The organism is Sulfurisoma sediminicola (assembly GCF_003865015.1).
Classification (GTDB): Bacteria; Pseudomonadota; Gammaproteobacteria; order Burkholderiales; family Rhodocyclaceae; genus Sulfurisoma; species Sulfurisoma sediminicola.
This window is the reverse complement of sequence record NZ_BHVV01000006.1, coordinates 100,742-125,980: the sequence shown is the minus strand read 5'-3', so window position 1 is coordinate 125,980 and position 25,239 is coordinate 100,742. Positions and strand designations below refer to the sequence as shown.

At 67.5% G+C, this 25,239-nt stretch carries 26 protein-coding genes and 1 riboswitch; of the genes, 8 read left to right on the top strand and 18 right to left on the bottom strand.

All coding sequences use genetic code 11. The annotated features are described in order from the left end of the window. Positions 1-131: 131 nt before the first annotated feature. From rpsO to EJE94_RS09415, 13 genes are all read right to left on the bottom strand, one after another. Positions 132-401, bottom strand: coding sequence for a 30S ribosomal protein S15 (gene rpsO / locus EJE94_RS09475; RefSeq protein ID WP_121240919.1), 270 nt, complete (start codon positions 399-401; stop codon positions 132-134). Between the two features lie 69 nt (positions 402-470). Continuing rightward, positions 471-1,388, bottom strand: a complete 918-nt coding sequence (truB, locus tag EJE94_RS09470) for a tRNA pseudouridine(55) synthase TruB (protein WP_121240917.1) — start codon at positions 1,386-1,388, stop codon at positions 471-473. Continuing rightward, entirely contained in the window at positions 1,381-1,785 is a 405-nt protein-coding gene (rbfA, locus tag EJE94_RS09465) for a 30S ribosome-binding factor RbfA (protein ID WP_121240915.1), read from the bottom strand. The genes truB and rbfA overlap by 8 nt, the downstream gene beginning before the upstream one ends. A gap of 18 nt (positions 1,786-1,803) precedes the next feature. Continuing rightward, a complete protein-coding gene (infB, locus tag EJE94_RS09460) occupies positions 1,804-4,473 on the bottom strand; it encodes a translation initiation factor IF-2 (RefSeq protein WP_121240913.1) in 2,670 nt (889 codons plus the stop codon). 13 nt (positions 4,474-4,486) lie between these two features. Then, positions 4,487-5,968, bottom strand: coding sequence for a transcription termination factor NusA (gene nusA / locus EJE94_RS09455; RefSeq protein WP_121240911.1), 1,482 nt, complete (start codon positions 5,966-5,968; stop codon positions 4,487-4,489). A gap of 15 nt (positions 5,969-5,983) precedes the next feature. After that, the gene (gene rimP, locus EJE94_RS09450) at positions 5,984-6,445 is read right to left on the bottom strand and encodes a ribosome maturation factor RimP (RefSeq protein ID WP_121242200.1); all 462 of its coding nucleotides are present in this window, start codon (positions 6,443-6,445) and stop codon (positions 5,984-5,986) included. Positions 6,446-6,569: 124 nt separating this feature from the next. Then, positions 6,570-7,514, bottom strand: coding sequence for a 23S rRNA pseudouridine(2605) synthase RluB (gene rluB / locus EJE94_RS09445; protein ID WP_121240909.1), 945 nt, complete (start codon positions 7,512-7,514; stop codon positions 6,570-6,572). Beyond that, complete coding sequence (gene scpB, locus EJE94_RS09440) at positions 7,462-8,052, bottom strand: SMC-Scp complex subunit ScpB (protein ID WP_121240907.1); 591 nt, start codon at positions 8,050-8,052, stop codon at positions 7,462-7,464. Before scpB ends, rluB begins: the two co-directional genes overlap by 53 nt. Next, positions 8,030-8,920 carry a segregation and condensation protein A gene (locus EJE94_RS09435; protein ID WP_121240905.1) on the bottom strand — a complete coding sequence of 297 codons (891 nt, stop codon included), beginning with the start codon at positions 8,918-8,920 and terminating at the stop codon, positions 8,030-8,032. Before EJE94_RS09435 ends, scpB begins: the two co-directional genes overlap by 23 nt. A 6-nt stretch (positions 8,921-8,926) precedes the next feature. Continuing rightward, the gene (locus EJE94_RS09430; RefSeq protein ID WP_121240903.1) at positions 8,927-10,129 is read right to left on the bottom strand and encodes a tryptophan--tRNA ligase; all 1,203 of its coding nucleotides are present in this window, start codon (positions 10,127-10,129) and stop codon (positions 8,927-8,929) included. A gap of 2 nt (positions 10,130-10,131) precedes the next feature. Next, positions 10,132-10,791, bottom strand: coding sequence for a site-2 protease family protein (locus EJE94_RS09425; protein WP_121240901.1), 660 nt, complete (start codon positions 10,789-10,791; stop codon positions 10,132-10,134). Between the two features lie 4 nt (positions 10,792-10,795). Then, a complete protein-coding gene (locus EJE94_RS09420; protein WP_121240899.1) occupies positions 10,796-11,422 on the bottom strand; it encodes an L-threonylcarbamoyladenylate synthase in 627 nt (208 codons plus the stop codon). A 119-nt stretch (positions 11,423-11,541) separates the two neighbouring features. Beyond that, the gene (locus EJE94_RS09415; RefSeq protein WP_207855878.1) at positions 11,542-12,375 is read right to left on the bottom strand and encodes a 3',5'-nucleoside bisphosphate phosphatase; all 834 of its coding nucleotides are present in this window, start codon (positions 12,373-12,375) and stop codon (positions 11,542-11,544) included. A gap of 74 nt (positions 12,376-12,449) precedes the next feature. Continuing rightward, a riboswitch (glycine riboswitch) is annotated at positions 12,450-12,546 on the top strand. 159 nt (positions 12,547-12,705) lie between these two features. Here EJE94_RS09415 and gcvT point away from each other — a divergent pair. The 8 genes from gcvT to ettA are packed head-to-tail and all read left to right on the top strand — an operon-like array spanning position 12,706 to position 20,123. Further along, positions 12,706-13,800 carry a glycine cleavage system aminomethyltransferase GcvT gene (gene gcvT / locus EJE94_RS09410; RefSeq protein WP_121240896.1) on the top strand — a complete coding sequence of 365 codons (1,095 nt, stop codon included), beginning with the start codon at positions 12,706-12,708 and terminating at the stop codon, positions 13,798-13,800. Position 13,801: 1 nt separating this feature from the next. Then, positions 13,802-14,185: a glycine cleavage system protein GcvH gene (gene gcvH, locus EJE94_RS09405; protein WP_121240895.1), complete on the top strand. Its 384-nt coding sequence runs from the start codon at positions 13,802-13,804 to the stop codon at positions 14,183-14,185. Between the two features lie 12 nt (positions 14,186-14,197). Beyond that, on the top strand, positions 14,198-17,056 hold the full coding sequence (gcvP, locus tag EJE94_RS09400; protein WP_121240893.1) for an aminomethyl-transferring glycine dehydrogenase: 2,859 nt from the start codon (positions 14,198-14,200) through the stop codon (positions 17,054-17,056). Then, positions 17,049-17,573 carry a glycine cleavage system transcriptional repressor gene (locus tag EJE94_RS09395; protein ID WP_121240891.1) on the top strand — a complete coding sequence of 175 codons (525 nt, stop codon included), beginning with the start codon at positions 17,049-17,051 and terminating at the stop codon, positions 17,571-17,573. The genes gcvP and EJE94_RS09395 overlap by 8 nt, the downstream gene beginning before the upstream one ends. Before the next feature lie 2 nt (positions 17,574-17,575). After that, complete coding sequence (locus tag EJE94_RS09390) at positions 17,576-17,842, top strand: biotin/lipoyl-containing protein (protein ID WP_207855876.1); 267 nt, start codon at positions 17,576-17,578, stop codon at positions 17,840-17,842. Positions 17,843-17,895: 53 nt separating this feature from the next. Beyond that, complete coding sequence (locus tag EJE94_RS09385; RefSeq protein ID WP_121240887.1) at positions 17,896-18,138, top strand: type II toxin-antitoxin system CcdA family antitoxin; 243 nt, start codon at positions 17,896-17,898, stop codon at positions 18,136-18,138. Beyond that, positions 18,138-18,455, top strand: a complete 318-nt coding sequence (locus EJE94_RS09380) for a CcdB family protein (RefSeq protein ID WP_165904796.1) — start codon at positions 18,138-18,140, stop codon at positions 18,453-18,455. The genes EJE94_RS09385 and EJE94_RS09380 overlap by 1 nt, the downstream gene beginning before the upstream one ends. A gap of 3 nt (positions 18,456-18,458) precedes the next feature. After that, positions 18,459-20,123 carry an energy-dependent translational throttle protein EttA gene (gene ettA / locus EJE94_RS09375; RefSeq protein ID WP_121240883.1) on the top strand — a complete coding sequence of 555 codons (1,665 nt, stop codon included), beginning with the start codon at positions 18,459-18,461 and terminating at the stop codon, positions 20,121-20,123. A gap of 51 nt (positions 20,124-20,174) precedes the next feature. On the opposite strand, the gene EJE94_RS09370 is transcribed toward ettA, so the two are convergent. The 5 genes from EJE94_RS09370 to EJE94_RS09350 form a co-directional block, all read right to left on the bottom strand. Continuing rightward, entirely contained in the window at positions 20,175-20,771 is a 597-nt protein-coding gene (locus tag EJE94_RS09370) for a Yip1 family protein (protein ID WP_121240881.1), read from the bottom strand. A gap of 157 nt (positions 20,772-20,928) precedes the next feature. Next, on the bottom strand, positions 20,929-21,522 hold the full coding sequence (locus tag EJE94_RS09365; protein ID WP_121242198.1) for a nucleotidyltransferase family protein: 594 nt from the start codon (positions 21,520-21,522) through the stop codon (positions 20,929-20,931). Further along, positions 21,519-22,577, bottom strand: a complete 1,059-nt coding sequence (locus EJE94_RS09360; protein WP_207855874.1) for an XdhC family protein — start codon at positions 22,575-22,577, stop codon at positions 21,519-21,521. The genes EJE94_RS09365 and EJE94_RS09360 overlap by 4 nt, the downstream gene beginning before the upstream one ends. A 1-nt stretch (position 22,578) precedes the next feature. Then, the gene (locus tag EJE94_RS09355; protein WP_121240879.1) at positions 22,579-24,762 is read right to left on the bottom strand and encodes a xanthine dehydrogenase family protein molybdopterin-binding subunit; all 2,184 of its coding nucleotides are present in this window, start codon (positions 24,760-24,762) and stop codon (positions 22,579-22,581) included. Next, positions 24,759-25,229, bottom strand: a complete 471-nt coding sequence (locus EJE94_RS09350; RefSeq protein ID WP_121242196.1) for a (2Fe-2S)-binding protein — start codon at positions 25,227-25,229, stop codon at positions 24,759-24,761. The genes EJE94_RS09355 and EJE94_RS09350 overlap by 4 nt, the downstream gene beginning before the upstream one ends. Positions 25,230-25,239: the final 10 nt, after the last annotated feature.

Below are 25,239 nucleotides of genomic sequence, written 5' to 3'. Positions count from 1 at the left end.
GCGGCCAACGCCGCACTGGCAGTCAATGCACAGCACAAAAAAGCCGGCACGACCGCGTGGGCAGTGCCGGCATTTGATTCAGGCCTCGCGCATGGCGCGAAACTCGATTTTGAGATCCGTTGCAGGAAAACTTACTTGCGCAGGCCAAGGCGCTCGATCAGGGCGCGATAGCTGTCGGTGTTCTTGCCCTTGAGGTAGTCCAGCATCTTGCGACGCTGGCTGACCATCTTGAGCAGCCCGCGGCGCGAGTGGTGATCCTTGACGTGAGCCTTGAAGTGGCCGGTCAGGTCATTGATGCGGGCGGTCAGCAACGCGACCTGAACCTCGGGGGAACCCGTATCGGCCTTGGCACGCTGGTAATCGGTAACGATTTTCGCCTTGTCGGCAGTGGAAATGGCCATTCTCTTGAATCCTTGCGAACAGTCTGACTTCGGAAAGCGCGCGATTATACACGCGCACCACGGATAAGCTCAAGAACCGGCGGCGAAATTTGCGGCCAGCAGACGCTTGGGCTGCAGCCAGCCATCGGCCGTCACGCTGGCGAGGCCAAGGAAGCGCCCCTCGCCGTAAAGCCGCCAGCGCTGGCCGGGCACGCCGTTCCAGCACACGGCCTGGCCGTGGAGGACGCGGGCGACCTCCTGGCCGGACAGCTCCGCGCACGGCAGTTTCGACACCAGTGCGTCGGCCGGGGCGAGGCAGACTTCCCGTGCCGTCATTTCCAGCCCTTCGAGCTGTTCCAGCGTCACGGCGCCGGCGAGCCCGAGTTCGCCGATGCGAATGCGTCGCAGCGCCGTCAGATGCGCACCGCAGCCGAGAACCTCGCCGATGTCGGCCGCCAGCGTGCGGACGTAGGTGCCCTTGCTGCAGGCCACCTCGATCTCGGCCGTGTCGCCGGCGAAGGCGAGGCAGCGCAGTTCGTGCAGAGTCACCCGCCGCGGCGCCCGCTCGAGTTCGATGCCCTGCCGGGCATATTCGTAGAGCGGCTTGCCATCGCGCTTGAGGGCCGAATACATCGGTGGCACCTGGTCGATTTCGCCGAGGAATTGCCGCAGCACCGCGTCGAAAGCGTCGACTGTCACGCTCACCGGCCGCGTCGCCAAGACCTGCCCCTCGGCGTCGGCCGTGTCGGTGGTGATGCCGAGCTTGAGGGTGGCGCGATAGGCCTTGTCGGCGTCGAGCAACTCGCCGGCGAACTTGGTGGCCTCGCCGAAGCAGAGCGGCAGCAGGCCGGTCGCCAATGGATCGAGGGTGCCGGTGTGCCCGGCCTTTTCGGCGTTGAACAGGCGTCGCGCGACCTGCAGCGCGGTGTTCGAGCTCAAGCCGGCGGGCTTGTCCAGCAGCAGCACGCCATCGACCTGACGGCGTGGTGCGCGGCGCGGCTTATTCACCCGTTTTTTCACCCTTGTTGTCTGACTCGACCGCCTCGTCGATCAGGCGCGACAGCCAGCTGCCGCGCTCGACCGAGGCGTCGAAGGTGAAATGCAGTTCCGGCGTGTGATGGATGCGCACGCGCCGGCCGAGTTCGCGGCGCAGGAAGCCGGCCGCGTGGCGCAGGCCCCTGGCAATCTCCTCGTCGCGCTCGTGACCGGCCAGCGAGGTGTAGAACACCTTGGCGTGGGCGTAGTCGGCCGTGATCTCGACGCCGGTGAGGGTCACCAGCGGCAGCAGGTGGGCGACACGCGGGTCCTTGACCTGCCGCAGCAGCTCCGACAGTTCGCGGTGGATCTGTTCGGTGACCCGATCCGCCCGCGAATAGCCGTGCCCAGAATTCTGCCGTGCCGCCATCGCCACCTTTCGCCGCGCTTAAAGGCTGCGGGCGATTTCCTGCACCTCGAACACCTCGAGTTGGTCGCCTTCCTGGATGTCGTTGAAGTTCTTCAGGTTGAGGCCGCACTCGAAGCCTTCCTTGACCTCCTTGACGTCGTCCTTGAAGCGCTTGAGCGACTCGAGCTCGCCGGTGTGCAGTACCACGCTGTTGCGCAACACGCGCACCGAGGAGTTGCGCTTGACCACGCCGTCCAGCACCATGCAGCCGGCGACGGCGCCGATCCTGGAGATGCGGAACACCTGGCGGATCTCGACGTGGCCGATGACCACTTCCTTCTTCTCCGGTGCCAGCATACCCGTCATCGCGGCTTTCACCTCATCCACCGCTTCGTAGATGATGGTGTAGTAGCGGATGTCGACGCCGAAGTTCTCGGCGGCCTTGCGCGCGTTGGCATCGGCGCGGGTGTTGAAGCCGATGATGACGGCCTTGGAGGCTTCAGCCAGGTTGACGTCGGATTCAGTGATGCCGCCGACCGCCGCATGCACGATCTGGATCTTGATCTCGTCGGTGGACAGCTTGGTCAGCGAATGCACCAGCGCCTCCTGCGAGCCCTGCACGTCGGCCTTGATGATCAGCGGCAGGTTCTGGACCTCGCCCTCGGCCATCTGCTCGAACATGTTCTCCAGCTTGGCGGCCTGCTGCTTGGCCAGGCGCACGTCGCGGTACTTGCCCTGGCGGAACAGCGCGATTTCGCGCGCCTTGCGCTCGTCGGCGATCACCATCACTTCGTCGCCGGCCGCAGGCACGTCGGCGAGGCCCTGGATCTCGACCGGAATCGAGGGACCCGCCTCGTCGATCGGCTTGCCGTTCTCGTCGAACATGGCGCGGACGCGGCCATACACCTGTCCCGCCAGCAGGACATCGCCGCGCTTCAGCGTGCCGGACTGCACCAGCATCGTCGCGACGGGACCCTTGCCCTTGTCGAGGCGTGCTTCGATGATGAGGCCCTTGGCCGGCACGTTGCGCTGCGCCGTGAGTTCCAGCACTTCGGCCTGCAGCAGCACGTTCTCGAGCAACTCGTCGATGCCAGTGCCCTTCTTGGCCGAAACATGGATGAAGGGGGAGTCGCCGCCGTATTCCTCCGGCACCACGCCTTCGGTGATCAGTTCCTGCTTGACGCGCTCGGGGTTGGCATCGGGCTTGTCGATCTTGTTGACCGCCACGACCAGCGGCACGCCGGCCGCCTTGGCGTGGTGGATCGCCTCCTTGGTCTGCGGCATGACGCCGTCGTCGGCCGCCACCACCAGAATGACGATGTCGGTGGCCTTGGCGCCGCGCGCGCGCATCGCCGTGAAGGCCTCGTGACCCGGGGTATCGAGGAAGGTGACCATGCCGCGCGGCGTCTCGACGTGGTAGGCGCCGATGTGCTGGGTGATGCCGCCGGCCTCGCCCGCCGCCACCTTGGCGCGGCGGATGTAGTCGAGCAGCGAGGTCTTGCCGTGGTCGACGTGGCCCATGACGGTGACCACCGGCGCACGCGGCAGGGTTTCGGCATCCTTGTGTTCTTCGGCATGCGCCTCGTCGAGGAAGGCATCGGGATCGTCGAGCTTGGCGGCGATCGCCTTGTGGCCGAATTCCTCGACGATGATCATGGCCGTTTCCTGGTCGAGCGGCTGATTGATGGTGACCATCGTGCCCATCTTCATCAGGGTCTTGATGACCTCGGCCGCCTTGACCGCCATCTTGTGCGCCAGTTCGGCGACGGTGATGGTCTCGGGCACGTGGACCTCGCGCACCACCGCTTCGACCTGCTGGGCCGGCGCATGCGACTCCTCGCCGTGGCCGCCGTGGCGGCCGCCGTGGCGACCCTTCGGACCGCCGCGCCAGCCACCGGCACCACCGCCGGTGTCGCCGCGGGTCTTGATCGCACGCTTCTTCGCCGCCTCTTCCTTCCAGGCATCGGTGGCCTTCTTCTTCTCGGCCTTCTTCGCCTCTTCCGCCTTGGCGGCCGGCTTGTGCAGCGTGCCGCTGACGCCCTCGGCGGGCTTCTGCGCCGCCTCTGTCGCTGCTGCCTGCTGCTGGGCCAGGCGTGCCTCGGCCTCGGCGCGGGCCTTGGCCTCGCGCTCCTGTTTCTCCTTGTACTCCGCCGCCTGGATCGCCGCCAGCCCGGCGCTGCGCCTGGCTTCGGCCTCGCGCAGCGCGGTCTGGGCGGCATCCACGAACGGTGCCGGAGCCGCCGGTGCAGCCGGTGCAGCCGGAGCCGCCGCAGCCGCCGGTGCAACCGCAACCGGAGCAGGCGCAGGAGCCGCAACCGGAGCCGCCGCCTCGGCCAGGGCTGCCGCAGCAGCCGCTTCCTTCGCCGCCTCGGCGGCCGCCTCCGCCGCGGCCTCCGCCGCGATTTCGGCAGGGTCACGCTTGACGAAGACGCGCTTCTTGCGCACCTCGACCTGGACGGTACGGGCCTTGCCGGTGGCGTCGGTCGCCTTGATCTCGGTGGTCTGCTTGCGCGTCAGCGTGATCTTGGCCTTGGGCGCGGTCTCACCGTGGGCCTTGCGCAGGTAGTCGAGCAGGCGGGTCTTGTCCTGCTCCGTCAGGGTGTCGTTCGATGCCTGTTTGGAGACGCCCGCCTTGGCGAGCTGCTCCAGCAGTGCTGTTGCCGGCATTTTCAGCTCGTCGGCGAATTGGGCAACGCTCATTTGTGCCATGGTCGTGCCATCCTCATTCTTCTTCCGCGAACCAGTGGGCGCGCGCGGTGGTGATCAGCGCCTTGGCGCGATCCTCGTCGATTCCAGTCATTTCGGTCAGCTCGTCTACAGCCAGATCTGCCAGGTCGTCGCGGGTGCAGACGCCGTTCTTGGCCAGCCTGGCTGCGAGCGGCTTGTCCATGCCTTCGAGTTCGAGCAGGTCGTCCTGCACCTTCTCCAGCTGCTCCTCGTCGACGATGGCCTCGGTCAACAGCACGTTGCGGGAACGCTCGCGCAGCTCGTTCACCGTGGCCTCGTCGAAGGCCGCGATCTCCAGCATCTCGGCCAGCGGCACGTAGGCGATCTCTTCCAGCGTCGAGAAACCCTCATCGATCAGGATGTCGGCGACTTCCTCGTCGACGTCGAGCTTTTCCATGAACAGCTGGCGGGTCGTCGCCGATTCCTGCTGCTGTTTCTGCGCCGATTCCTCGAGGGTCATCAGGTTGATGGTCCAGCCGGTCATTTCGGTGGCGAGGCGCACGTTCTGGCCGCCGCGGCCGATGGCGATGGCCAGGTTGTTCTCGTCGATCACCACGTCCATCGCGTGCTTCTCTTCGTCGACGACGATGGAGCTGACCTCCGCCGGTGCCAGCGCACCGATGACCAGTTGCGCCGGGTCGGCCGACCACAACACGATGTCGACGCGCTCGCCGGCCAGTTCGTTGGTGACGGCGGTGACGCGCGAGCCGCGCATGCCGACACAGGTGCCGATCGGATCGACGCGCGGATCGTTGGACTTGACGGCGATCTTGGCGCGCACGCCGGGATCGCGTGCCGCCGCCTTGATCTCGAGCAGGCCGTCCTCGATCTCGGGAACCTCCAATTCGAACAGCTTCATGATGAACTGCGGCGCGGTACGCGACAGGATCAGTTGCGGCCCTCTGGCCTGGCGGTCGATTTTCATCAGCCAGGCGCGGACGCGGTCGCCGGGGCGCAGGTTTTCCTTCGGGATCATCTGGTCGCGCGGCAGCAGCGCCTCGATGCGGCCGGCCTCGATGATGGCGTTGCCGCGTTCCATGCGCTTGACGGTGCCGGTGACGAGGTGCTCCTTGCGCTCGAGGAAGTCGTTCAGGACCTGCTCGCGCTCGGCGTCGCGGATCTTCTGCAGGATCACCTGCTTGGCGGCCTGGGCGCCGATGCGGCCGAAGTCGATGGGCTCGAGGTCCTCCTCGATGTAGTCGCCTTCCTGCACGTCTGACAGCTGTTCGCGCGCGTCGATGAGGCCGATCTGGGACTCGTCGTTGTCGACCTGGTCATCGGGCAGCACCAGCCAGCGGCGGAAGGATTCGTACTCGCCCGTCTCGCGATCGATCTCGACGCGGACATCGGCCTCGTCGTTGATGCGCTTTTTCGTCGCCTGGGCGAGGGCCATTTCCAGCGCCGTGAACACGATGTCCTTGTCGACGTTCTTCTCGCGCGCCAGGGCATCCACCAGCAACAGCAATTCGCGGCTCATTTCAATCCTCCTGCATCAGAACTTGGGCACCAGACGCGCCTTCTCGATCGCGTCGAATGCGAAGACATGCTCGGCGTCGCCGACCTTGATCGCCACCGCACCGGCCCCCTCGTCGGGCTGATCGCCCTCGCGCAGACCGAGGATGACGCCGCTGAAGTTGCGCTGGTTGCCGACCGCTACGCGCAGCTTGAACTGCGCCTCGTGGCCGGCGAAGCGGGCAAAGTCGGCCGGCTTCTTCAGCGGCCGGTCCATGCCCGGCGACGACACCTCGAGACGGTCGAAATCGACGTTTTCCACCGCGAACAGCCGGGTCAGGTGGTTGCTGACCGCCACGCAGTCGTCGATGGTCACGCCCTTCTCGTCGTCCGGCTTGTCGATGAAAACGCGCAGCAGCCGGCCGCGCGGACTCGTTTCGAAGTCCACGCACTCGTAGCCGAGACCGCTTACCGCCTTGTCGATCAGGTCATCCAGTTGCATGTCGAAAGCACAAAAAAAATGGGCACACTGCCCATTTCCCTGCCGATCCACTCCGTGGCAATGCCACGGGGCCGGCACCGAAAAAATCAGGACAATTATAGCAACATAAGCCGATGCGATGCAATCATGTTGCGGATTCTTCTGGACTTTCCGGGGCTTGACCCGCGGGTGGCAGCGCCTTGAGCAGCGCCTGGACATCGACGGGCGACAATTCCATCATCTGGCCGCGTTTCAGGCGCGGCGGCAGCGCCAGCGGTCCATAGCGCACCCGCATCAGACGGCTGACGGTGACGCCGACCGCTTCGAACATGCGCCGCACCTCGCGGTAGCGCCCCTCCGAGATCGTCACCTCGTACCAGCGGTTGGCCCCCTCCCCGCCCGTCGGGTAGAGGCGCTGGAAGCGTGCCATGCCGTCGTCGAGCTGGATGCCGCTCGTCAACTGCTTCGTCGCCTCCTCCGACAGTTCGCCGAGCAGGCGCACCGCGTACTCGCGCTCGATGGCGTAGCGCGGGTGCATCATGCGGTTGGCCAGTTCGCCGCTGCTGCTGAATATCAGCAGGCCGCAGGAATTGAAGTCCAGCCGGCCGATGGCGATCCAGCGCCCGCCGCGGATGCGCGGCAGCTTGTCGAAGACGCTTGCGCGGTGCTGCGGGTCGTCGCGCGAGACGATCTCGCCCTCGGGCTTGTGATAGAGCAGCACGCGCGGCGCCCGCTGCTGGCCGAGGTGCAGGCTCACCAGCCGGCCATTGACCTTGACCTTGTCGCCGGGGCCGATGCGCTGGCCGACGTGGGCCGGCTCGCCATTGACATTGACGCGCCCGGCCCCGATCCATTCCTCGATCTCGCGGCGCGAGCCAAGCCCGGCGTCGGCCAGCGCCTTCTGCAGCTTGATCGTGTCCTCGGGCGCCGCCGGCGGCCGGTTGCGGCCAGGGCCGCGACGCGGCGCCTCCGCGACTGCGCCGCGCGCGGGCCTGGCCTCGCCATCGGCGGTGCGCTTCGTCGGCGCCCGCAGCGGGCTACGCTTGCTGCTCGACGGCTTCTTCTTGTTCTGGGGGTTCCGTGTTTCCAAGTTCCATCACCCGTTCGATTTCGGTCAGTGGCGGCAACTCGGACAGGCTGCGCAGCCCGAGATCGTCGAGAAATTTTCGTGTCGTGGCGTGCAGCGCCGGGCGGCCCGGCGCGTCGCGGTGGCCGACGACGTCGATCCAACCGCGGGATTCCAGCGTTTTCAGGACGTTGGGCGACACCGCGACGCCGCGGATGTCCTCGATGTCGCCGCGCGTCACCGGCTGGCGATAGGCGATGATCGCCAGCGTTTCCAGCACCGCGCGCGAGTACTTCGGCGGCTTGTCGTGCTTGAGGCGCTCGAGGTAGCTCTGATACTCGGGCCGCGTCTGGAAGCGCCAGCCGGTCGCCAGCTGGATCAGCTCGACGCCGCGCTGCGACCAGTCGCGGCGCAGGTCGTCGAGCAGGGTGCGCCATGTGTCGTCGTCGAAGTCCTCTTCGAACAATTTCTTGAGCTCGGCCAGCGACACCGGCTCGGGCGCGACCAGCAGGGCCGCTTCGATCACCCGCTTGTAGTCTTCAGGCTTGTACAGTTGCAGCATCGGCGGACTCCATGAATTCCCTGGACCTTACGTAAATCGGCGCCAGCGCCTCGCTCTGCGTGATTTCGATGAGCAGTTCGCGCGACAGCTCGAGCACGGCGAGGAAGCTGACGACGAGGCTCGCCACGCCCGCGCTCACGTCGAACAGGCGCTCGAAGCCGACGAAGCCCTGGCCCTGCAGCCGGCGCAGGATGTGCCCCATGTGCTCGCGCACCGACAGTTCGTCACGCCGCACGCGGTGGTGGGCCTTGACCTTCGCCTGCTTCATCAGCGTCAACCACGCCACCTGCAGGTCGTTCAGGCTGACCTCGGGCTGGCGCTCGACCACCTTGTCGGCGATCCACACCGAGACCCATTCGTAATCTCGGCCCACCTGCGGCAGCTCGTCGATGGCCTTGGCCGCCGCCTTCATGCGCTCGTATTCGAGCAGGCGGCGCACCAGCTCGGCACGCGGGTCCTCCGGCTCGCCGCTTTCGGCCTTGGGCGGGCGCGGCAGCAGCATGCGCGACTTGATCTCGATCAGCATCGCCGCCATCAGCAGGTATTCGGCGGCGAGCTCCAGATTGTGCTGGCGCATTTCCTCGACGTACTTGAGGTACTGCGCCGTCAGCGGCGCCATCGGGATGTCGAGGACGCTGATGTTGGCCTTGCGGATCAGGTAGAGCAGCAGGTCGAGCGGACCCTCGAAGGATTCGAGAATGATTTCCAGCGCGTCCGGCGGGATGTAGAGATCGCGCGGCATCTCCATCATCGACTCGCCGTACACCTTCGGCCAGTGCGGTGCATTGGCGTCGAAAGTCGGCGCTGGCGCCACGGCGGGCGGCAGCGGATGCCAGGCGGGGATGGGGATGGAGCCGGCGGCGTGCATCGTCGTTCAGTTGTAATCCAGGCCGATCGCCTCGCGCACGTCGCGCATGGTTTCCTGGGCGAGCTTGCGCGCCTTCTCGCAGCCGTCGGCGACGATGTTCTTCACCAGTTGCGGGTCCTCCTCGTACATCCTGGCGCGCTCGCGCATCGGCTCCTGTTCCTTCAGCACGCTCTCGATCACCGGCTGCTTGCACTCGATGCAGCCGATGCCGGCCGAGCGGCAGCCGGTCTGCACCCAGCTGCGCACCTCGTCGTTCGAGTAGATCTGGTGAAACTGCCACACCGGGCACTTCTCGGGATCGCCCGGATCGGTGCGGCGCACGCGCTGCGGGTCGGTCTGCATGGTGCGGATCTTCTTGGTGATCGACTCCGCGTCCTCGCGCAGCGCGATGGTGTTGCCGTAGGACTTGGACATCTTCTGGCCGTCGAGGCCGGGCATGCGCGAGGCCTCGGTCAGCAGCGCGCCCGGCTCGACCAGGATCATCTTGCCGCCACCCTCGAGGTAGCCGAACAGCCGCTCGCGGTCGCCGTGCGAAAGGTTCTGCGTCTCGTTGAGCAGGGCCTTGGCCTGCTCCAGCGCCTCCTCCTCGCCCTTCTCCTGGAAGCGGGTGCGCAGTTCCTCGTAGAGCTTGGCACGCTTACTGCCGAGCTTCTTCACCGACTCCCTGGCCTTCTCCTCGTAGCCCGGCTCCTTGCCGTAGAGGTGGTTGAAGCGGCGCGCGATCTCGCGGGTGAATTCGATGTGCGGCACCTGATCCTCGCCCACCGGCACCTTGTCGGCGCGGTAGATCAAGATGTCGGCGGCCTGCAGCAGCGGATAGCCGAGGAAGCCGTAGGTGGCCAGGTCCTTGTGCGTCAGCTTTTCCTGCTGGTCCTTATAGGTCGGCACGCGTTCGAGCCAGCCCAGCGGGGTCATCATCGACAGCAGCAGGTGCAGTTCGGCATGCTCGGGCACCTTGGACTGGATGAAGATGGTGGCCTGCGAGGGATCGACGCCGGCGGCGAGCCAGTCGATCACCATGTCCATGGCATTCTGGGTGATGGTGCCGGGCTCGTCGTAGCTGGTCGTCAGCGCGTGCCAGTCGGCGACGAAGAACAGGCACGGGTACTCGTGCTGCAGCTTGATCCAGTTGGCAAGGACGCCGTGGTAATGGCCGAGGTGGAGGCGGCCCGTGGGGCGCATGCCGGAGAGGACTTTTTCAGCGTACATGGTTAGAAGCCGAACAGGGCTTTGATGGTCATGAGGAAGATCCGCATCAGCGGAATCAGCCAGAAATCGAGCAGGCCGGTGAACAACAGAACCAGAAGGATAACGAATCCATAGGGTTCGAGCTTGGCGAACTGCCAGGCGGCACGGTGCGGCAGCAGGCTCACCGCGATGCGGCCGCCGTCGAGTGGCGGCAGCGGCAAAAGATTGAGCAGCATCAATACGGCATTGACGTTGACGCCGGCGCGCGCCATCTCGCCCAAGGGCAGGCTGTAGACGCTTTCCGGCATCGACACCGACAACTTGAGCAGCGCGGCCCATCCAAGCGCCATGACGAGGTTCGCGCCGGGACCCGCCGCAGCCACCCAGAGCATGTCCTTCTTTGGATTGCGCAGGCGGCCGAAATTCACCGGCACCGGCTTGGCCCAGCCGAAGAGGATGCCGGAGGAGCCGGCGATCTTGCTCGCGATCAGGATCATCGTCGGCACGATGATGGTGCCCATCATATCGACGTGCTTGATCGGATTGAGCGTGATGCGGCCCAGCTGCCATGCGGTCGGGTCGCCGAAATGGCGCGCGACGTAGCCGTGGGCCGCCTCGTGCAGGGTGATGGCGAAGATCACCGGAATGGCATAGATCGCCAGCGTCTGGATCAGGCTGTCCATGCCGTCAGTCGAACCCGAAGGGGGCCAGCGGCCCGCGACCGGCGCGCACCAGCTCGGGCGTGCCGTCGGCGAGATTGATCACCGTGGTCATCTGCGCACCGCAGGGCCCGGCCTCGATGACGAGGTCGACCAGCTTGCCCAGGCGGTCGCGGATTTCCTCCGGGTCGCACAGCGGCTCGGCCTCGCCCGGCAGGATCAGCGTCGAGGTCAGCAGCGGCTCGTCCAGCTCCTGCAAGAGCGCCAGCACCAGCGGATGGTCGGGCACGCGCAGGCCGATGGTCTTGCGCTTGGGATGCAGCACGCGCCGCGGCAGCTCCTTCGTGCCCTCGAGGATGAAGGTGTAGCTGCCGGGCGTGGTCGCCTTGAGCAGCCGATACTGGCCGTTGTCGACGCGGGCGTAGGTCGCGATCTCGGAGAGGTCGCGACACATCACCGTGAAATGGTGGCGCTCGTCGACGCCGCGGATGCGGCGGATGCGGTCGAGCAGGCCGGCGTCGCCGATGTGGCCGGCCAGCGCGTAGGCAGAATCGGTCGGAATCGCCAGCAGCCCGCCGGCGCGCGCGATCTCCGCCGCCTGCTTGATCAGGCGCGGCTGCGGCTGGACCGGATGAATCGAAAAATACTGTGCCACCTAAACCCCCGCCCCCCGACCCCCGCCCTGAGGGCAGGGGTGACGGAAGTTCGGTCGCGCATTGCGCGACCTCCGGATCGTTGGCTCGTCCCGCCTTGAGGCGGCTCGGCGGCGGGACATCAGAAGAACTCCGACCACACCGGCGTCAGGTCCTCGGGCAGCAGCGGCAGCTTGCCGAGATCGGCGTAGCTCTCGCCGGGGCCGTGGAAATCCGAGGCGCGCGAGGCGAGGAAGCCGAACTTGCGCGCGACGTTGGCGTACTCGCTCGTCATCTCGGCGTTGTGCGAGCCGGATATGACCTCGATGCCGCGTCCGCCGAGGTCCTTGAAGACGCCGAACATCTGGTGCAGCTCGGCCCTGGACAGGCGGTAGCGCCCGGGGTGGGCGATGACCGCGATGCCGCCGGCGCCGGCGATCCAGCCCATCGCGTCCTCGAAGGTGGCCCACGGGTGCGAGACGTAGCCAGGCTTGCCCTTGGCCAGCCACCAGTCGAACACCGACTTGACGTCCCTGGCGTGGCCGAGCTCGACGATGTAGCGGGCGAAGTGCGAGCGCGAAATCAGCGCCGGGTTGCCGACGTACTTGAGGGCGCCTTCATAGGCGCCGTGGATGCCGACCTTGTCCAGTTCCTCCGCCATGCGCATGGCGCGCGAGTCGCGGCCGCCGCGCACCTGTCCCAGGCCCTGGACCAGCGGGACGTAGGCGGGATCGAAGCCAAGCGCGACGATATGCACCGTCTGGTCGTCGCCCCACGACACCGAGATCTCGGTGCCGTCGAGGAACTTCACGCCGAGCGCATCCGCCGCCGCCCGCGCCTCGGCCAGGCCGCCGATCTCGTCGTGGTCGGTCAGCGCCAGCAGTTCGACGCCGTTGCCATGGGCGCGACGCACCACGGCGGCCGGCGCGAGCAGGCCGTCGGAGACGGTCGAATGGCAGTGGAGGTCGGCGTTCAAAAGGTGGCTCGGAGAAAAGTTGCGCATTCTACCCTGCCGCCATTGCATCACTTCGCGGCGGCCGGCATAATCCACGGCGGTCGTCGGGAGAGAGCAGGTCACCGAATGGTGGCTTGCCGCCGAAGGCGCAAAGCCCAGGAACCGCTCAGGCAAAAGGGCCGACGACGCAGTGCAATCTGAAGAGTGGCGGAGATCCTATCCGCCCGCCGAAGGGGGAAATCTCTCAGGCGCCAAGGACAGATGGGGCGAAGGTTTATGGTAAATCATAGGCCTTCGCCCTTTTTCATTGCCGCGAAACAACGCGAACAACTTCGGATAAGCCTTTGAGCCATGGGAAAACACACCCCTCTGTATGACCTCCACGTCGCAGCCGGCGCCAAGATCGTCGATTTTGCCGGCTGGGACATGCCCATCCACTACGGTTCGCAGCTCGAGGAGCACCACCTCGTGCGCCGCGACGCCGGCATGTTCGACGTCTCGCACATGCGCGCCGTCGACGTCCGCGGCTGCGACGCCCAGGCCTGGCTGCGCCGGCTGATCGCCAACGACGTCGCCAAGCTGACCACCCCCGGCAAGGCCCTCTATTCCTGCCTGCTGCAGGAGGACGGCGGCGTCATCGACGACCTGATCGTCTATTTCTTCAGCCCGTCGCACTACCGCATCGTGGTCAACGCCGGCACCGCCGACAAGGACATCGCCTGGATGCGCAGCCAGACGGCCGGCTTCAACGTCGACCTGACGCCGCGCCCCGAGCTGGCGATGATCGCCGTGCAGGGGCCGAACGCCCGCGCAAAGTTCTGGGCTGCATTCCCCGAGAGCCGCGCGGCCAGCGAAGGACTGATCGTCTTCCAGGCCGCCGAGTGGAACGACTGGCTGATCGCCCGCACCGGCTACACCGGCGAGGACGGTTTCGAGATCACCCTGCCCGCCGCCCAGGCCGCCGACGCCTGGAACAAACTCGCCGCCGCCGGCGTCAAGCCCGCCGGGCTGGGCGCGCGCGACACGCTGCGCCTGGAGGCCGGCATGAACCTCTACGGCCAGGACATGGACGAGACGCAGAATCCGCTCGAATCCGGACTGAGCTGGACGGTCGACATGAAGGACGCGACGCGCGACTTCATCGGAAAGTCGGCGCTGGCGGCACGGCAAGCCGCGGGCGCGCTGCGTCAATTCGTCGGCCTGGTGCTCATCGACCGCGGCGTGCTGCGCTCGCACCAGAAGGTCGTCACCGCCCAAGGTTCCGGCGAGACCACCAGCGGCAGTTTCGCGCCGAGCATGAACCAGTCGATCGCACTGGCCCGCGTACCGGCCGGCGTCAAGCCCGGCGACGAAGTGCAGGTCGAGATTCGCGACAAGTTGCTGCGGGCGAAGGTGGTCAAGCCGTCCTTCGTGCGCAATGGAAAAGTCCTCATTCAGGAGAAATGAAATGAACGTTCCCGCCGATCTGAAATACACCAAGTCCCACGAGTGGGTGAAACTCGAAGCCGACGGCTCGGTCACCGTCGGCATCACCGACCACGCGCAGGAAGCGCTGGGCGACATCGTCTTTCTCGACCTGCCCGAGGCCGGGCGCCAGGTCAATGCCGGCGAGGAGTGCGCCGTGGTCGAATCGGTCAAGGCCGCCTCCGACATCTACGCGCCGATCGCCGGCGAGGTCGTCGCCCGCAACGATGCCGCGCTCGACGCGCCCGAGAGCGTGAACCAGGACGCCTACGCCGCCTGGCTGTTCAAGCTCAAGCCCGCCGACGCCGCGCAGATCGACGCGCTGCTCGACGCCGCGGCCTACACCAAAGTCGCCGAAGAAGCCTGACCCAATCCGCCCATGTCGAATCCCGCCCCTCTCGCTGCGTTCGAGCAGCACGACGAATTCATCGCCCGCCACCTCGGCCAGGATGAGTCCGAACTGGCCGCGATGCTCGCCGTGGTCGGCGCCGCCAGCCTCGACGAACTGATCGCCCAGACGGTGCCCAAGGCCATCCGCCTGGCCGCGCCGCTGGCCCTGCCCGGACCGCGCCGCGAACATGAAGCGCTCGCCGCATTGAAGGCGATCGCGGCGAAGAACGTGGTCAGGAAGTCGCTGATCGGCATGGGCTACCACGACACACTGACGCCCAAGGTGATCGTGCGCAACGTGCTGGAGAATCCCGGCTGGTACACGGCCTACACGCCCTACCAGGCCGAGATCGCCCAAGGCCGTCTGGAGGCGCTTCTCAACTACCAGCAGATGGTGATCGACCTCACCGGCATGGAGCTGGCCAACGCCTCGCTGCTCGACGAGGCCACGGCGGCGGCCGAGGCCATGACCATGGCGCGGCGCATATCCAAGTCGAAGTCCAATGCCTTCTTCGTCGACCGCTGCGCCTTCCCGCAGACCATCGACGTGGTGAAGACGCGCGCCGGCTTCTTCGGCTTCGAACTGATCTTCGGCGCGGCCAAGGAGGCATCGCACCACGACGTCTTCGGCGCCCTGCTGCAGTATCCGAACGATGCCGGCGGCTGCGTCGACCTCAGCGAAACCATCGCCGAACTCAAGACCAAGGGCGCCATCAGCGCCGTCGCCACCGACCTGATGGCGCTGGTTCTGCTCAAGTCGCCCGGCAGCATGGGCGCCGACATCGCGCTCGGCACCAGCCAGCGCTTCGGCGTGCCGATGGGCTTCGGCGGCCCGCACGCCGCCTTCTTCGCCTGCAAGGACGAGCACAAGCGCTCGGTGCCGGGCCGCATCATCGGCGTCTCGGTCGATGCCCGCGGCAAGAAGGCGCTGCGCATGGCGCTGCAGACGCGCGAGCAGCACATCCGCCGCGAGAAGGCCAACTCCAACATCTGCACCTCGCAGGTGCTGCTCGCCAACATGGCCGGCATGTACGCCGTCTATCACGGCCCGCAGGGGCTGCGCACCATCGCCAGCCGCATCCACCGCCTCGCCGGCATCCTCGCCGAAGGCCTCACCAACGCCCGCATCAAGGTCGTCACCCACAACTACTTCGACACCGTGCGCTTCGAGAGCGAGCACGAGGTGCCGGGCTACAACCTGCGCCATGTCTCCGGCAACCTGCGCAGCGTCTCGGTGAACGAGAAGACCACGCGCGAGGACATCGCCGCCATTCTTCAGGTCCTCACCGGCAAGGCCGTCGACATCGACGCCCTCGACGCCCAGGCCGCCGCCAACGACCCGCTGGCCGGCCTCTACCGCTCTGATGCCATCCTCGCCCACCCGGTGTTCAACAGCCACCACACCGAGCACGAGATGCTGCGCTACCTCAAGCGCCTGCAGAACAAGGACCTCGCGCTCGACCACTCGATGATCTCGCTCGGCAGCTGCACCATGAAGCTCAACGCCACCAGCGAGATGATCCCGGTGACCTGGCCGGAGTTCTCCGACATGCACCCCTTCGCGCCGCTCGACCAGGCGGCCGGCTGCCTCGAGATGATCCGCACGCTGGAAGACGCGCTGAAGGCCATCACCGGCTTCGACGCCATCTGCATGCAGCCCAACTCCGGCGCCCAGGGCGAGTACGCCGGCCTCGTCGCCATCCGCCGCTACCAGGCGGCGCAGGGCCAGGCCCACCGCAACGTCTGCCTGATCCCGAAATCGGCCCACGGCACCAATCCGGCCACGGCGCAGATGTGCGGCCTCGATGTCGTCGTCGTCGATTGCGACGACAGCGGCAACATCGATGTCCCCGACCTCAAGGCCAAGGCCGAGCAGCATGCGGCGAACCTGTCCTGCCTGATGATCACCTACCCCTCGACCCACGGCGTGTTCGAGGAGGCGGTGAAGGACATCTGCGCCATCGTCCACGCCAACGGCGGCCAGGTGTACATGGACGGCGCCAACCTCAACGCCCAGGTCGGCCTCACCTCGCCGGCCAGCATCGGCGCCGACGTCTCGCACATGAACCTGCACAAGACCTTCGCCATCCCCCACGGCGGCGGCGGCCCCGGCATGGGGCCGATCGGCCTCAAGGCGCATCTGGCGCCCTTCATGGCCGACCACGCCGTGCAGCCGACGGGACCTGAAGGACGGCCCAACGCCGGCCAGGGCGCGGTTTCGGCCGCACCCTTCGGCTCGGCCTCGATCCTGCCGATCTCCTGGATGTACATCGCCATGCTCGGCGGCACGGGCCTCACGCTGGCGACCAAGGTGGCCATCCTCAACGCCAACTACGTCGCGGCGAAACTCAAGGACCACTACCCCGTGCTCTACACCGGCAGCCACGGCCGCGTCGCCCACGAGTGCATCCTCGACGTGCGCGCCATCAAGGCCGCCACCGGCATCGCCGAGATCGACATCGCCAAGCGCCTCATGGACTACGGCTTCCACGCGCCGACGGTCAGCTTCCCGGTCGCCGGCACGCTGATGGTCGAGCCGACCGAGTCCGAAGCCAAGGCCGAACTCGACCGCTTCGTCGCCGCGATGATTTCCATCCGCGAGGAGATCCGCAGGATCGAGCGCGGCGAATGGCCGGCCGACGCCAATCCGCTGAAGCACGCCCCGCACACCCAGGCCGACATCGTCGGCGACTGGGACCGCCCCTACAGCCGCGAGGAAGCCGTCTTCCCCCTGCCCTGGGTGCGCGACAACAAGTTCTGGCCGTCGGTGAACCGCATCGACGACGTCTACGGCGACCGCAACCTGTTCTGCGCCTGCGTGCCGATGGAGGAGTATTCGAATGGCTGATCAGTTCCTCATCCTCACCGTCATCGGCGACGACCGCCCCGGCCTCGTCGGCAAGCTCTCGGCCGCCATCTCCGCCCACCAGGGCAACTGGCTCGAGTCGTCGATGTCGCACCTCGCCGGCAAGTTCGCCGGCATCGTCAAGGTGGCCATCGCCGCCGAGCGCGCCGAGGCGCTGCAGGCGGCCCTGGCCGGCCTGTCGGGCCTCAGGATCTCCGGCGAAACCGCAGCCGGCGAAAAGTCGGCGCCGGCGGGACGCCGGCTCAAGCTGAGCCTCGTCGGCCACGACCGCATCGGCATCGTCAAGGAAGTGTCGCAGGTGCTGGCGCACCATGCCGTGAACGTCGAGGAACTCTCGACCCATATCGCCAGCGCGCCGATGTCGGCCGAGATCATGTTCCACGCCGACATCGACCTGCTGGCCGGCCCCGACCTCGACGCCCGCGCGCTGACCGCCGAACTCGAGCGCATCTCCAACGATCTGATGGTCGACATCAACCTCGACGAGAAGATCGCCTGAACGTGATCCGCGAAGTCCGCATGCCCAAGTATCCCGAGTGCTGGGAGACCTGCGGCGACTGCGGCAGCGGCGATATCGTGGTGCAGGAGGTGCATGTTCAGCCCGGCGAGACGATTCGCGCCGACGACAACCTGATCACCCTCGAAACGGGCAAGGTCGCCCTCGACATTCCCTCGCCGCTGGCCGGGCGTATCGTCGAGGTTCGTGTCGCAGAGGGTGAAACACTCGCCGAGGGCCAGGTCATCGCGACTGTCGACGTCGCCGATTGACGCGCAATGATGATGCGCGTAATCTATGCGCATACAGAACAAAGGAGGTCACAATGACTGGCAACGCCAAGAAAGCCGCCAATCTCAGCGTGCGCGCCGACCTGCTCGAAGAAGCCCGCGCCTACAAGATTAACCTGTCGCAAACCCTGGAAGCCGCCCTGCAAGTCGAGCTCAAGAAACGCCACGAGGACGAATGGCGCGAGCAGAACAAGGAAGCCATCGCGGCGTATGGCCGCCACATCGAACGCCATGGCGTCTTTTCCGACAACTACCGCACATTCATGCGCGAAGACTGATGGCACATCTCGACGTCTATCCCAATCGCGATCCAAAGACGCGCGGCGAGATTCCTTATGTGCTCGAAGTGCAAAGCGACTTGCTCGGAGCTCTGCCATCGGCCATCGTCGTGCCGCTCGCCTTGCCGCAAGCCATCGAGCAACTGCCCATCCTGCGCCTGAACCCAAAAGTCGGCGTTGGCGAGACGGCGCTGATCGTTTTGACCCAGGATCTCGCTGCCTTGCCGCGCCGCATGCTGAAGCAACCCGTCGCCAACCTTTCCCCCCAACGCGACGAAATCCTCGCCGCGCTCGATTTCCTCTTCACTGGATTCTGATTCATGGCCCAATATGTAATGAGCATGCTCCGCGTGAGCAAGATCGTTCCCCCGAAACGCCAGATCATCAAGGACATCTCGCTGTCCTTCTTCCCCGGCGCCAAGATCGGCCTGCTCGGCCTCAACGGCTCCGGCAAGTCCACGGTGCTGCGCATCATGGCCAACGAAGACAAGGAGTACGACGGCGAGGTGCAGCACCTTCCCGGCATCCGCATCGGCTACCTGGCGCAGGAGCCGCAGCTCGACCCGGCCAAGACGGTCAAGGACGAGGTCGAGTCGGGCCTGGGCGAGCTGATGGAAGCTCGGCAGAAGCTCGAGGAGATCTACGCCGCCTACGCCGAACCCGACGCCGACTTCGACAAGCTGGCCGAGGAACAGGCGAAGTACGAAAACATCATCGCCACCGCTGGCGCCGACGTCGAGACCCAGATGGAAATCGCCGCCGACGCCCTGCGCCTGCCGCCGTGGGACGCCGGCATCGAGAATCTGTCTGGCGGCGAGAAGCGCCGCGTCGCGCTGTGCAAGCTTCTGCTGTCCCGGCCCGACATGCTGCTGCTCGACGAACCGACCAACCACCTCGACGCCGAATCGGTCGAGTGGCTCGAGCAGTTCCTCACGCGCTTCCCCGGCACCGTCGTCGCGGTGACCCACGACCGCTACTTCCTCGACAACGCCGCCGAGTGGATCCTCGAACTCGACCGCGGCCACGGCATCCCGTGGAAGGGCAACTATTCCTCGTGGCTGGAGCAGAAGGAAGCGCGCCTCGAGCAGGAATCGAAGCAGGTCGACGCCCACATGAAGGCGATGAAGCAGGAACTGGAATGGGTGCGGCAGAACCCCAAGGCGCGCCAAGCCAAGTCCAAGGCCCGCCTCGCCCGCTTCAACGAACTGTCCAGCGTCGAATACCAGCAGCGCAACGAGACGCATGAAATCTTCATCCCCGTCGGCGAGCGCCTCGGCGACAAGGTGATCGAGTTCAACGGCGTCTCGAAAGGCTTCGGCGACCGCCTGCTGATGGACAACCTCAGCTTCAGCATCCCGCCCGGCGCCATCGTCGGCATCATCGGCCCCAACGGCGCCGGCAAGTCCACGCTGTTCAAGATGATCACCGGCAAGGACACGCCGGATGCCGGCGAGGTCGTCGTCGGCCCGACGGTCAATATCGCCTTCGTCGACCAGAGCCGCGACGCGCTCGACGGAGCCAAGACCGTGTTCGACGAAATCTCCGGCGGCGCCGACATCCTCACCGTCGGCAAGTACGAGACGCCGTCGCGCGCCTACATCGGCCGCTTCAACTTCAAGGGCGGCGACCAGCAGAAGATCGTCGGCAACCTCTCCGGCGGCGAGCGCGGCCGGCTGCACCTGGCCAAGACGCTGATCTCCGGCGGCAACGTGCTGCTGCTCGACGAACCCTCCAACGACCTCGACGTCGAGACGCTGCGCGCGCTCGAAGACGCGCTGCTCGAGTTCGCCGGCTGCGTGCTGGTCATCAGCCACGACCGCTGGTTCCTCGACCGCATCGCCACCCACATCCTCGCCTGCGAGGGCGAGTCGCAATGGACCTTCTTCGCCGGCAACTACCAGGAATACGAGGAAGACAAACGCAAGCGGCTCGGCGAGGAAGGTGCCAAGCCCAAGCGCATCCGCTACAAGCCGATCAGCCGCTAGCCGCCTTTCGGCCGAACGCACACGCCGCGTCGCGCGGCGTGTGCCGACCGCTCAGCGCAGGCCGAAGAGCATGCTCAGCACGAGGCCGGACATCATCAGCAGGACGATCCAGGCCGCCATCCCGGCCATGGTCACCATGTCGGCGACGAAGTGTGCCGTGCGGTCGTCGTCGATATGCAGCAGCGGCCGCACGCCGTGGCGGATCAGCGCGATCGACGAGCCCAGCGCCACCACCAGCACCGCCATGTTGAAAGGCAGGCTGGGTACGGCCAGTGCCAGCGAGCCCAGCCACAGTGGCAGCGGCGCGATGGCCGCGAGGGCATAGGCCCCGTCGAAGCCGGGATCGTGGTCACGCGCCAGCGCCGTGCGCTGGATCAGCATCGCCATGTAGGCGACCATGGCCACCTGGGCGATATAGAGCACCAATCCCGAGCCGAACAATTGCGCACCGGTCAGCGCCGGTGTCGTCAGCGGCAGCACCGCGCCGGGATGGGCCAGTTCGGCATAGACGTAGAGCAGCGACGGCAGCAGGCAAAGCGGCAGCACCAGCCGCGTCAGATACCACCGATAGGGGCGGTGCGCACGATCCACTTCGCCCCAGCCGCTCGCCTCGGAAACGATCATGTCCGGAAAATCTGAGAGTTGCATGGCCTGCCTCCTTTGGACTCTGGTCTGACGTCGGCCGAAAACGGCCGCATGTCGGGCTCGGGTTCCCCCCGGCCCTTATGCTGTATAGATGAGCCGCGCCGGGAATGCAGAACTTCCGATGTGCACGTGCAACAAGCCGCCCAGAAGCGAGGGCCGCCTAAGGCGATGAACGTGCGCAGGCGCCGGCCAGGTCTCCGGGGCTGTCGACGTCCGCGACGCAGCCCGGATCGACCGTCGGGACCAGCCTGAGTTCGTCGCGGTGCCCATGCAGCAACTCGCGAGCGCCGCGGTCGCCGGAGAGGGCGCGGAGCGCTTCGCACCAACTCGCGGCGAAACCCACGGGGTGGCCGCGCCGCCCGCCGTCCAGCACGGGCGCGGCGATGGAAGCGCCCTGCGCCAGCGCCGCCGTCACGGCAGCTATGGTCGCCGGCTGGATGAAGGGCATGTCGGCCAGGGCGATCACCCAGCCGGCAGCATCAGACGTGGCATCGACGCCGCAGGCGAGGCTCGCGCCCATCCCCTCCTCCGCGCGCGAACAGACGACGGTCTCGCATCCGGCCGCCCGCAGTGCGGCCGCGAGTTCCGCATCGTCGGCCCGCACCACCGCGACCACACGATCGAGCGCCGCGCACAGCGCCCGCGCGCTGGCGACGCCGAGCGGCGTGCCGTCGGGCAGCGGGTGCAGCAGCTTGTGGCCGCCGAAGCGCGTGCCGCGCCCGGCAGCGAGCAGGATGCCGACGGGCGCCGTCACGCGGCGCAAGGCACCGTGTCCCCCAAGGGGACTTCCTTCGGGGCGTCGCCGGCGCCGTCCGGGTGGATACCGCTTTGCATAACCTTTTCCGCCGTGCCGGCAGGGGCCAGCGCGATGCCGTTCTTCGCCGCGGTCATCTCGGCGGCGACGGCCAGCGCGATCTCGGCCGGTGTGCGGCTGCCGATGCGGAAGCCGACCGGGCCGCGCAGCCGCGCCAGCGCCGCGGCATCCACGGCGAAATGCTCGCGCAGCCGCTCGCGGCGACGCTGGTTCGAGCGGAAGGAGCCGAGCGCGCCGACGTAGAAGGCCGGCGAGGCGAGCGCCTCGAGCAGGGCAAGGTCGTCGAGCTTGGGGTCGTGGGTCAGCGCCACCACGGCCGTGCGCGCATCGGGCGCCAGCGCCGTCACCGCGTCGTCGGGCATGCCGTCGACGAGCCGCGCGCCGGCAACGTTCCAGGCCGTTCGATATTCCTCGCGCGGATCGCAGACCAGCACCTCGTAGTCGAGCATCAGCGCCAGGTGCGCCAGATGCAGCGAGATCTGCCCCGCGCCGATGATCAGCAGGCGCAGCCGCGGGCCGTGGGGCACGAGCAGCCGCGCGCCGTCCCAGCCGAACGCGACGTCGGCCGCCGCCGCCTCGACCGTGCTCAGCCCGGAGGCGACGTCGAGCACGCGCCGGCTCGGCAGCCGCGCCGCCAGCCGCTGGCGCAGCGCTTCCAGGGCATCACGCTGCGGCGCCGGCTCGACCACGATCTCCAGCTTGCCGCCGCAGGGCAGGCCGAAGCGCGCGGCCTCCTCCGGCGTCTCGCCGTAGCGCAGGGCGCGTACCGGGCCGGACAGCAACTCGCCGCTCCTCACCCGGGCGATCAAGTCGGCCTCGATGCAGCCGCCCGACACCGAGCCGACCACGGCCCCATCGGCGCGCACCGCCGCCCAGGCGCCGGGCTGGCGCGGCGCCGAGCCCCAGGTACGGGCGACCGTGGCCAGCATCACGCGATCCCCGGCGGTGAGCCAGCCAAGGACCGTGTCGAGCGTCAGGCGGTCGGCGCTATCCACGCTACGAGAGCCGCAGCGGCAGGCTGCGCAGGCGCTTGCCGGTCGCCGCGAACAGCGCGTTGGCCACGGCCGGCGCGATCACCGGCGTCCCCGGCTCGCCGACGCCGGTCGGCTTCTCGTTCGAGGCCACGATGTGCACCTCGATCTTCGGCATCTCGTGCACGCGCAGCAGCGGATAGTCGGTGAAGTTCGACTGCTCGACCTGGCCCTCGCGCAGCGTCACCTCGCCATAGAGCGCCGCGGTGAGGCCGAAGACGATGCCGCCCTCCATCTGCGCCCGCACGATGTCCGGGTTCACCGCGATGCCGCAGTCGACGGCGCAGACCACGCGATCGACGCCGAAGCTGCCGTCGGCCTTGACCGTGACCTCGGCGACCTCGGCGACGTAGCTGTGGAAGGACTCATGCACCGCGATGCCGCGGCCGCGCTTCTCGCCGGCCTTGCCCGGCGCCAGCGGCTTGTCCCAACCCGCCTGCGAGGCGGCGAGGTCGAGCACGCCGCGATGGCGCGGGTGGGCGGCGAGCAGTTCGCGCCGCCACGCCACCGGGTCCTTGCCCGCCGCGTGGCAGAGTTCGTCGAGGAAGACCTCGGTGGCGAAGGCCGTGTGCGTCGAGCCGACCGAACGCCACCACTGCACCGGCACGCCGAGCGTCGGCGAATGCAGATCGACGCGGAAGTGCGGGATCGCGTAGGGCAGGTTGGCCGCCCCCTCGACCGAGGTGGCATCGACGCCGTTCTTGATCATCCCCTCGAAAGCGGTGCCGGCGACGATGGACTGGCCGACGAGGCGCTGCGACCAGGCCAGCGGATTGCCATCGGCATCGACGGCGCCCTTGAGCCGGTGCAGGAACAGCGGGCGGTAGAAGCCGGCGCGCATGTCGTCCTCGCGCGTCCATTGCATCTTGACCGGCTTGCCGGCATGCGGCCCGCCCGTCAGCGCCCTGGCGATGCTCGCGGCCTCGAGCAGGTAGTCCGACTTCGGGTTGCCGCGGCGGCCGAAGCTGCCGCCGGCATAGAGCATGTTGAGCCTGACCTGCTCGGGCTTGAGGCCGAGCAGGCCGGCAAGCGCGTACTGGTCGACGGTCTGCAGCTGCTCGCCGTTCCAGACCTCGCAGCCGTCGTCCGCCAGCCGCACCACGCAGTTGAGCGGCTCCATCGCCGCGTGCGCCAGGTAGGGAAACTCGTAGTCGGCCTCGATCACCTTCGCCGCGCCGGCAAGCGCCTTGGCGACATCGCCGCGCTCCGCCGCGACCGCGCCCGGCTGCTTCGCCAGCTCGCGGTACTGCGCGAGGATCTCGGCCGTGCCGAGGCGGAAGGCCCCGCTCTCGTCCCAGCTCACCGCCAGCGCATCGCGGCCCTTCTTCGCCGACCAGAAGTCCTTGGCCAGCACGGCCACGCCGTTGGGAATCGCCACGACCTCGACCACGCCCTTGACCGCCTTGGCCCGCGCCGCATCGAAGGACTTGACCCTCGCGCCGAAGCGCGGCGGACGGGCGACGACCGCGGTGAGCATGCCGGGCAGGCGCACGTCTTGGGTGAAGATGGCCGTGCCGCGCACCTTGGCCCGGCTGTCGGTGCGCGGCGCGCGCTTGCCGATGTAGATGAACTCCGCCGGCTCCTTGAGCTTCACCTCGGCCGGCACTTCCTGCTCCGCGGCCCTGGCCGCGAGCTGGCCGAACGTCGCCTTCCGGCCCGAGGCGTGCGAGACCACGCCCTGCGCCACCCGGATGCTCGCGGCCGGCACCTGCCATTCCTTCGCCGCCGCCGCGACCAGCATCGCCCGCGCCGCCGCGCCGGCGCGGCGCATCTGCTCGAAGGAGTTGCCCATCGCCGTGCTGCCGCCGGTGCCCTGCGCCGGGCCCCAGAACAGGTTGTTGTAGCGCCTGGCGTCGGCCGGCGCGCCCTCGACGCGGATCTGCGACCAGGCGGCATCGAGCTCCTCGGCCACCAGCGTCGGCAGCCCCGTGTAGGTGCCCTGCCCCATCTCGAGGTGCTTGACGATCACCGTGACGCTGTCGTCGGCGCCGATGCGGACGAAGGCGTTGGGGGTGATGCCGCCGCCCGCGGACGTCGCGGCAGCCTCGGCGTGCGGTCCGAACCACACGCCGAGGGTGAGACCGGCGCCGGCGACGACGCCGGCCTTGAGGAAGTCGCGACGGCTGACATTTTCGATGGTCGTCGTCATGACTTGCCTCCTACCGACAGGGTCTTCGCCGCCTCGTGGATCGCGGCGCGGATGCGCTGGTAGGTGCCGCAGCGGCAGAGGTTGCCCGCCAGCGCGGCGTCGATGTCGGCGTCGCTCGGCTTCGGATTGCTTGCCAGCAGCGCGGCGGCCGACATCACCTGTCCCGGCTGGCAGAAGCCGCACTGCACGACGTCGAGTTTCTCCCACGCGGCCATCACGGCGCGCGCCGCCTTCGACTTCGCGCCCTCGATGGTGGTGATCTTCTGGCCGACGGCGGCCGAGACGGGCGTCATGCAGGCCCGCGCCGGGGCGCCGTTGAGATGGACGGTGCAGGCGCCGCACTGCGCCACGCCGCAGCCGTACTTGGTGCCGGTCAGGCCGAGGTGGTCGCGCAACACCCACAGCAGGGGCGTGTCGGGCGCGGCATCGACCTCGACCCGGCGATCGTTGATGTTCAGGGCAATCACTTGAACCTCC

Coding starts and splice junctions, on each gene's coding strand:
- EJE94_RS09380 (WP_165904796.1), top strand. CDS start 18,138: ATGGCACATCTCGACGTCTATCCCAATCGCGATCCAAAGACGCGCGGC.
- scpB (WP_121240907.1), bottom strand. CDS start 8,052: ATGCTGCAACTGTACAAGCCTGAAGACTACAAGCGGGTGATCGAAGCG.
- EJE94_RS09430 (WP_121240903.1), bottom strand. CDS start 10,129: ATGTACGCTGAAAAAGTCCTCTCCGGCATGCGCCCCACGGGCCGCCTC.
- EJE94_RS09355 (WP_121240879.1), bottom strand. CDS start 24,762: ATGACGACGACCATCGAAAATGTCAGCCGTCGCGACTTCCTCAAGGCC.
- gcvT (WP_121240896.1), top strand. CDS start 12,706: ATGGGAAAACACACCCCTCTGTATGACCTCCACGTCGCAGCCGGCGCC.
- nusA (WP_121240911.1), bottom strand. CDS start 5,968: ATGAGCCGCGAATTGCTGTTGCTGGTGGATGCCCTGGCGCGCGAGAAG.
- infB (WP_121240913.1), bottom strand. CDS start 4,473: ATGGCACAAATGAGCGTTGCCCAATTCGCCGACGAGCTGAAAATGCCG.
- rimP (WP_121242200.1), bottom strand. CDS start 6,445: ATGCAACTGGATGACCTGATCGACAAGGCGGTAAGCGGTCTCGGCTAC.
- rbfA (WP_121240915.1), bottom strand. CDS start 1,785: ATGGCGGCACGGCAGAATTCTGGGCACGGCTATTCGCGGGCGGATCGG.
- EJE94_RS09395 (WP_121240891.1), top strand. CDS start 17,049: ATGGCTGATCAGTTCCTCATCCTCACCGTCATCGGCGACGACCGCCCC.
- EJE94_RS09435 (WP_121240905.1), bottom strand. CDS start 8,920: ATGCACGCCGCCGGCTCCATCCCCATCCCCGCCTGGCATCCGCTGCCG.
- EJE94_RS09385 (WP_121240887.1), top strand. CDS start 17,896: ATGACTGGCAACGCCAAGAAAGCCGCCAATCTCAGCGTGCGCGCCGAC.
- gcvH (WP_121240895.1), top strand. CDS start 13,802: ATGAACGTTCCCGCCGATCTGAAATACACCAAGTCCCACGAGTGGGTG.
- rpsO (WP_121240919.1), bottom strand. CDS start 401: ATGGCCATTTCCACTGCCGACAAGGCGAAAATCGTTACCGATTACCAG.
- EJE94_RS09370 (WP_121240881.1), bottom strand. CDS start 20,771: ATGCAACTCTCAGATTTTCCGGACATGATCGTTTCCGAGGCGAGCGGC.
- gcvP (WP_121240893.1), top strand. CDS start 14,198: ATGTCGAATCCCGCCCCTCTCGCTGCGTTCGAGCAGCACGACGAATTC.
- EJE94_RS09425 (WP_121240901.1), bottom strand. CDS start 10,791: ATGGACAGCCTGATCCAGACGCTGGCGATCTATGCCATTCCGGTGATC.
- ettA (WP_121240883.1), top strand. CDS start 18,459: ATGGCCCAATATGTAATGAGCATGCTCCGCGTGAGCAAGATCGTTCCC.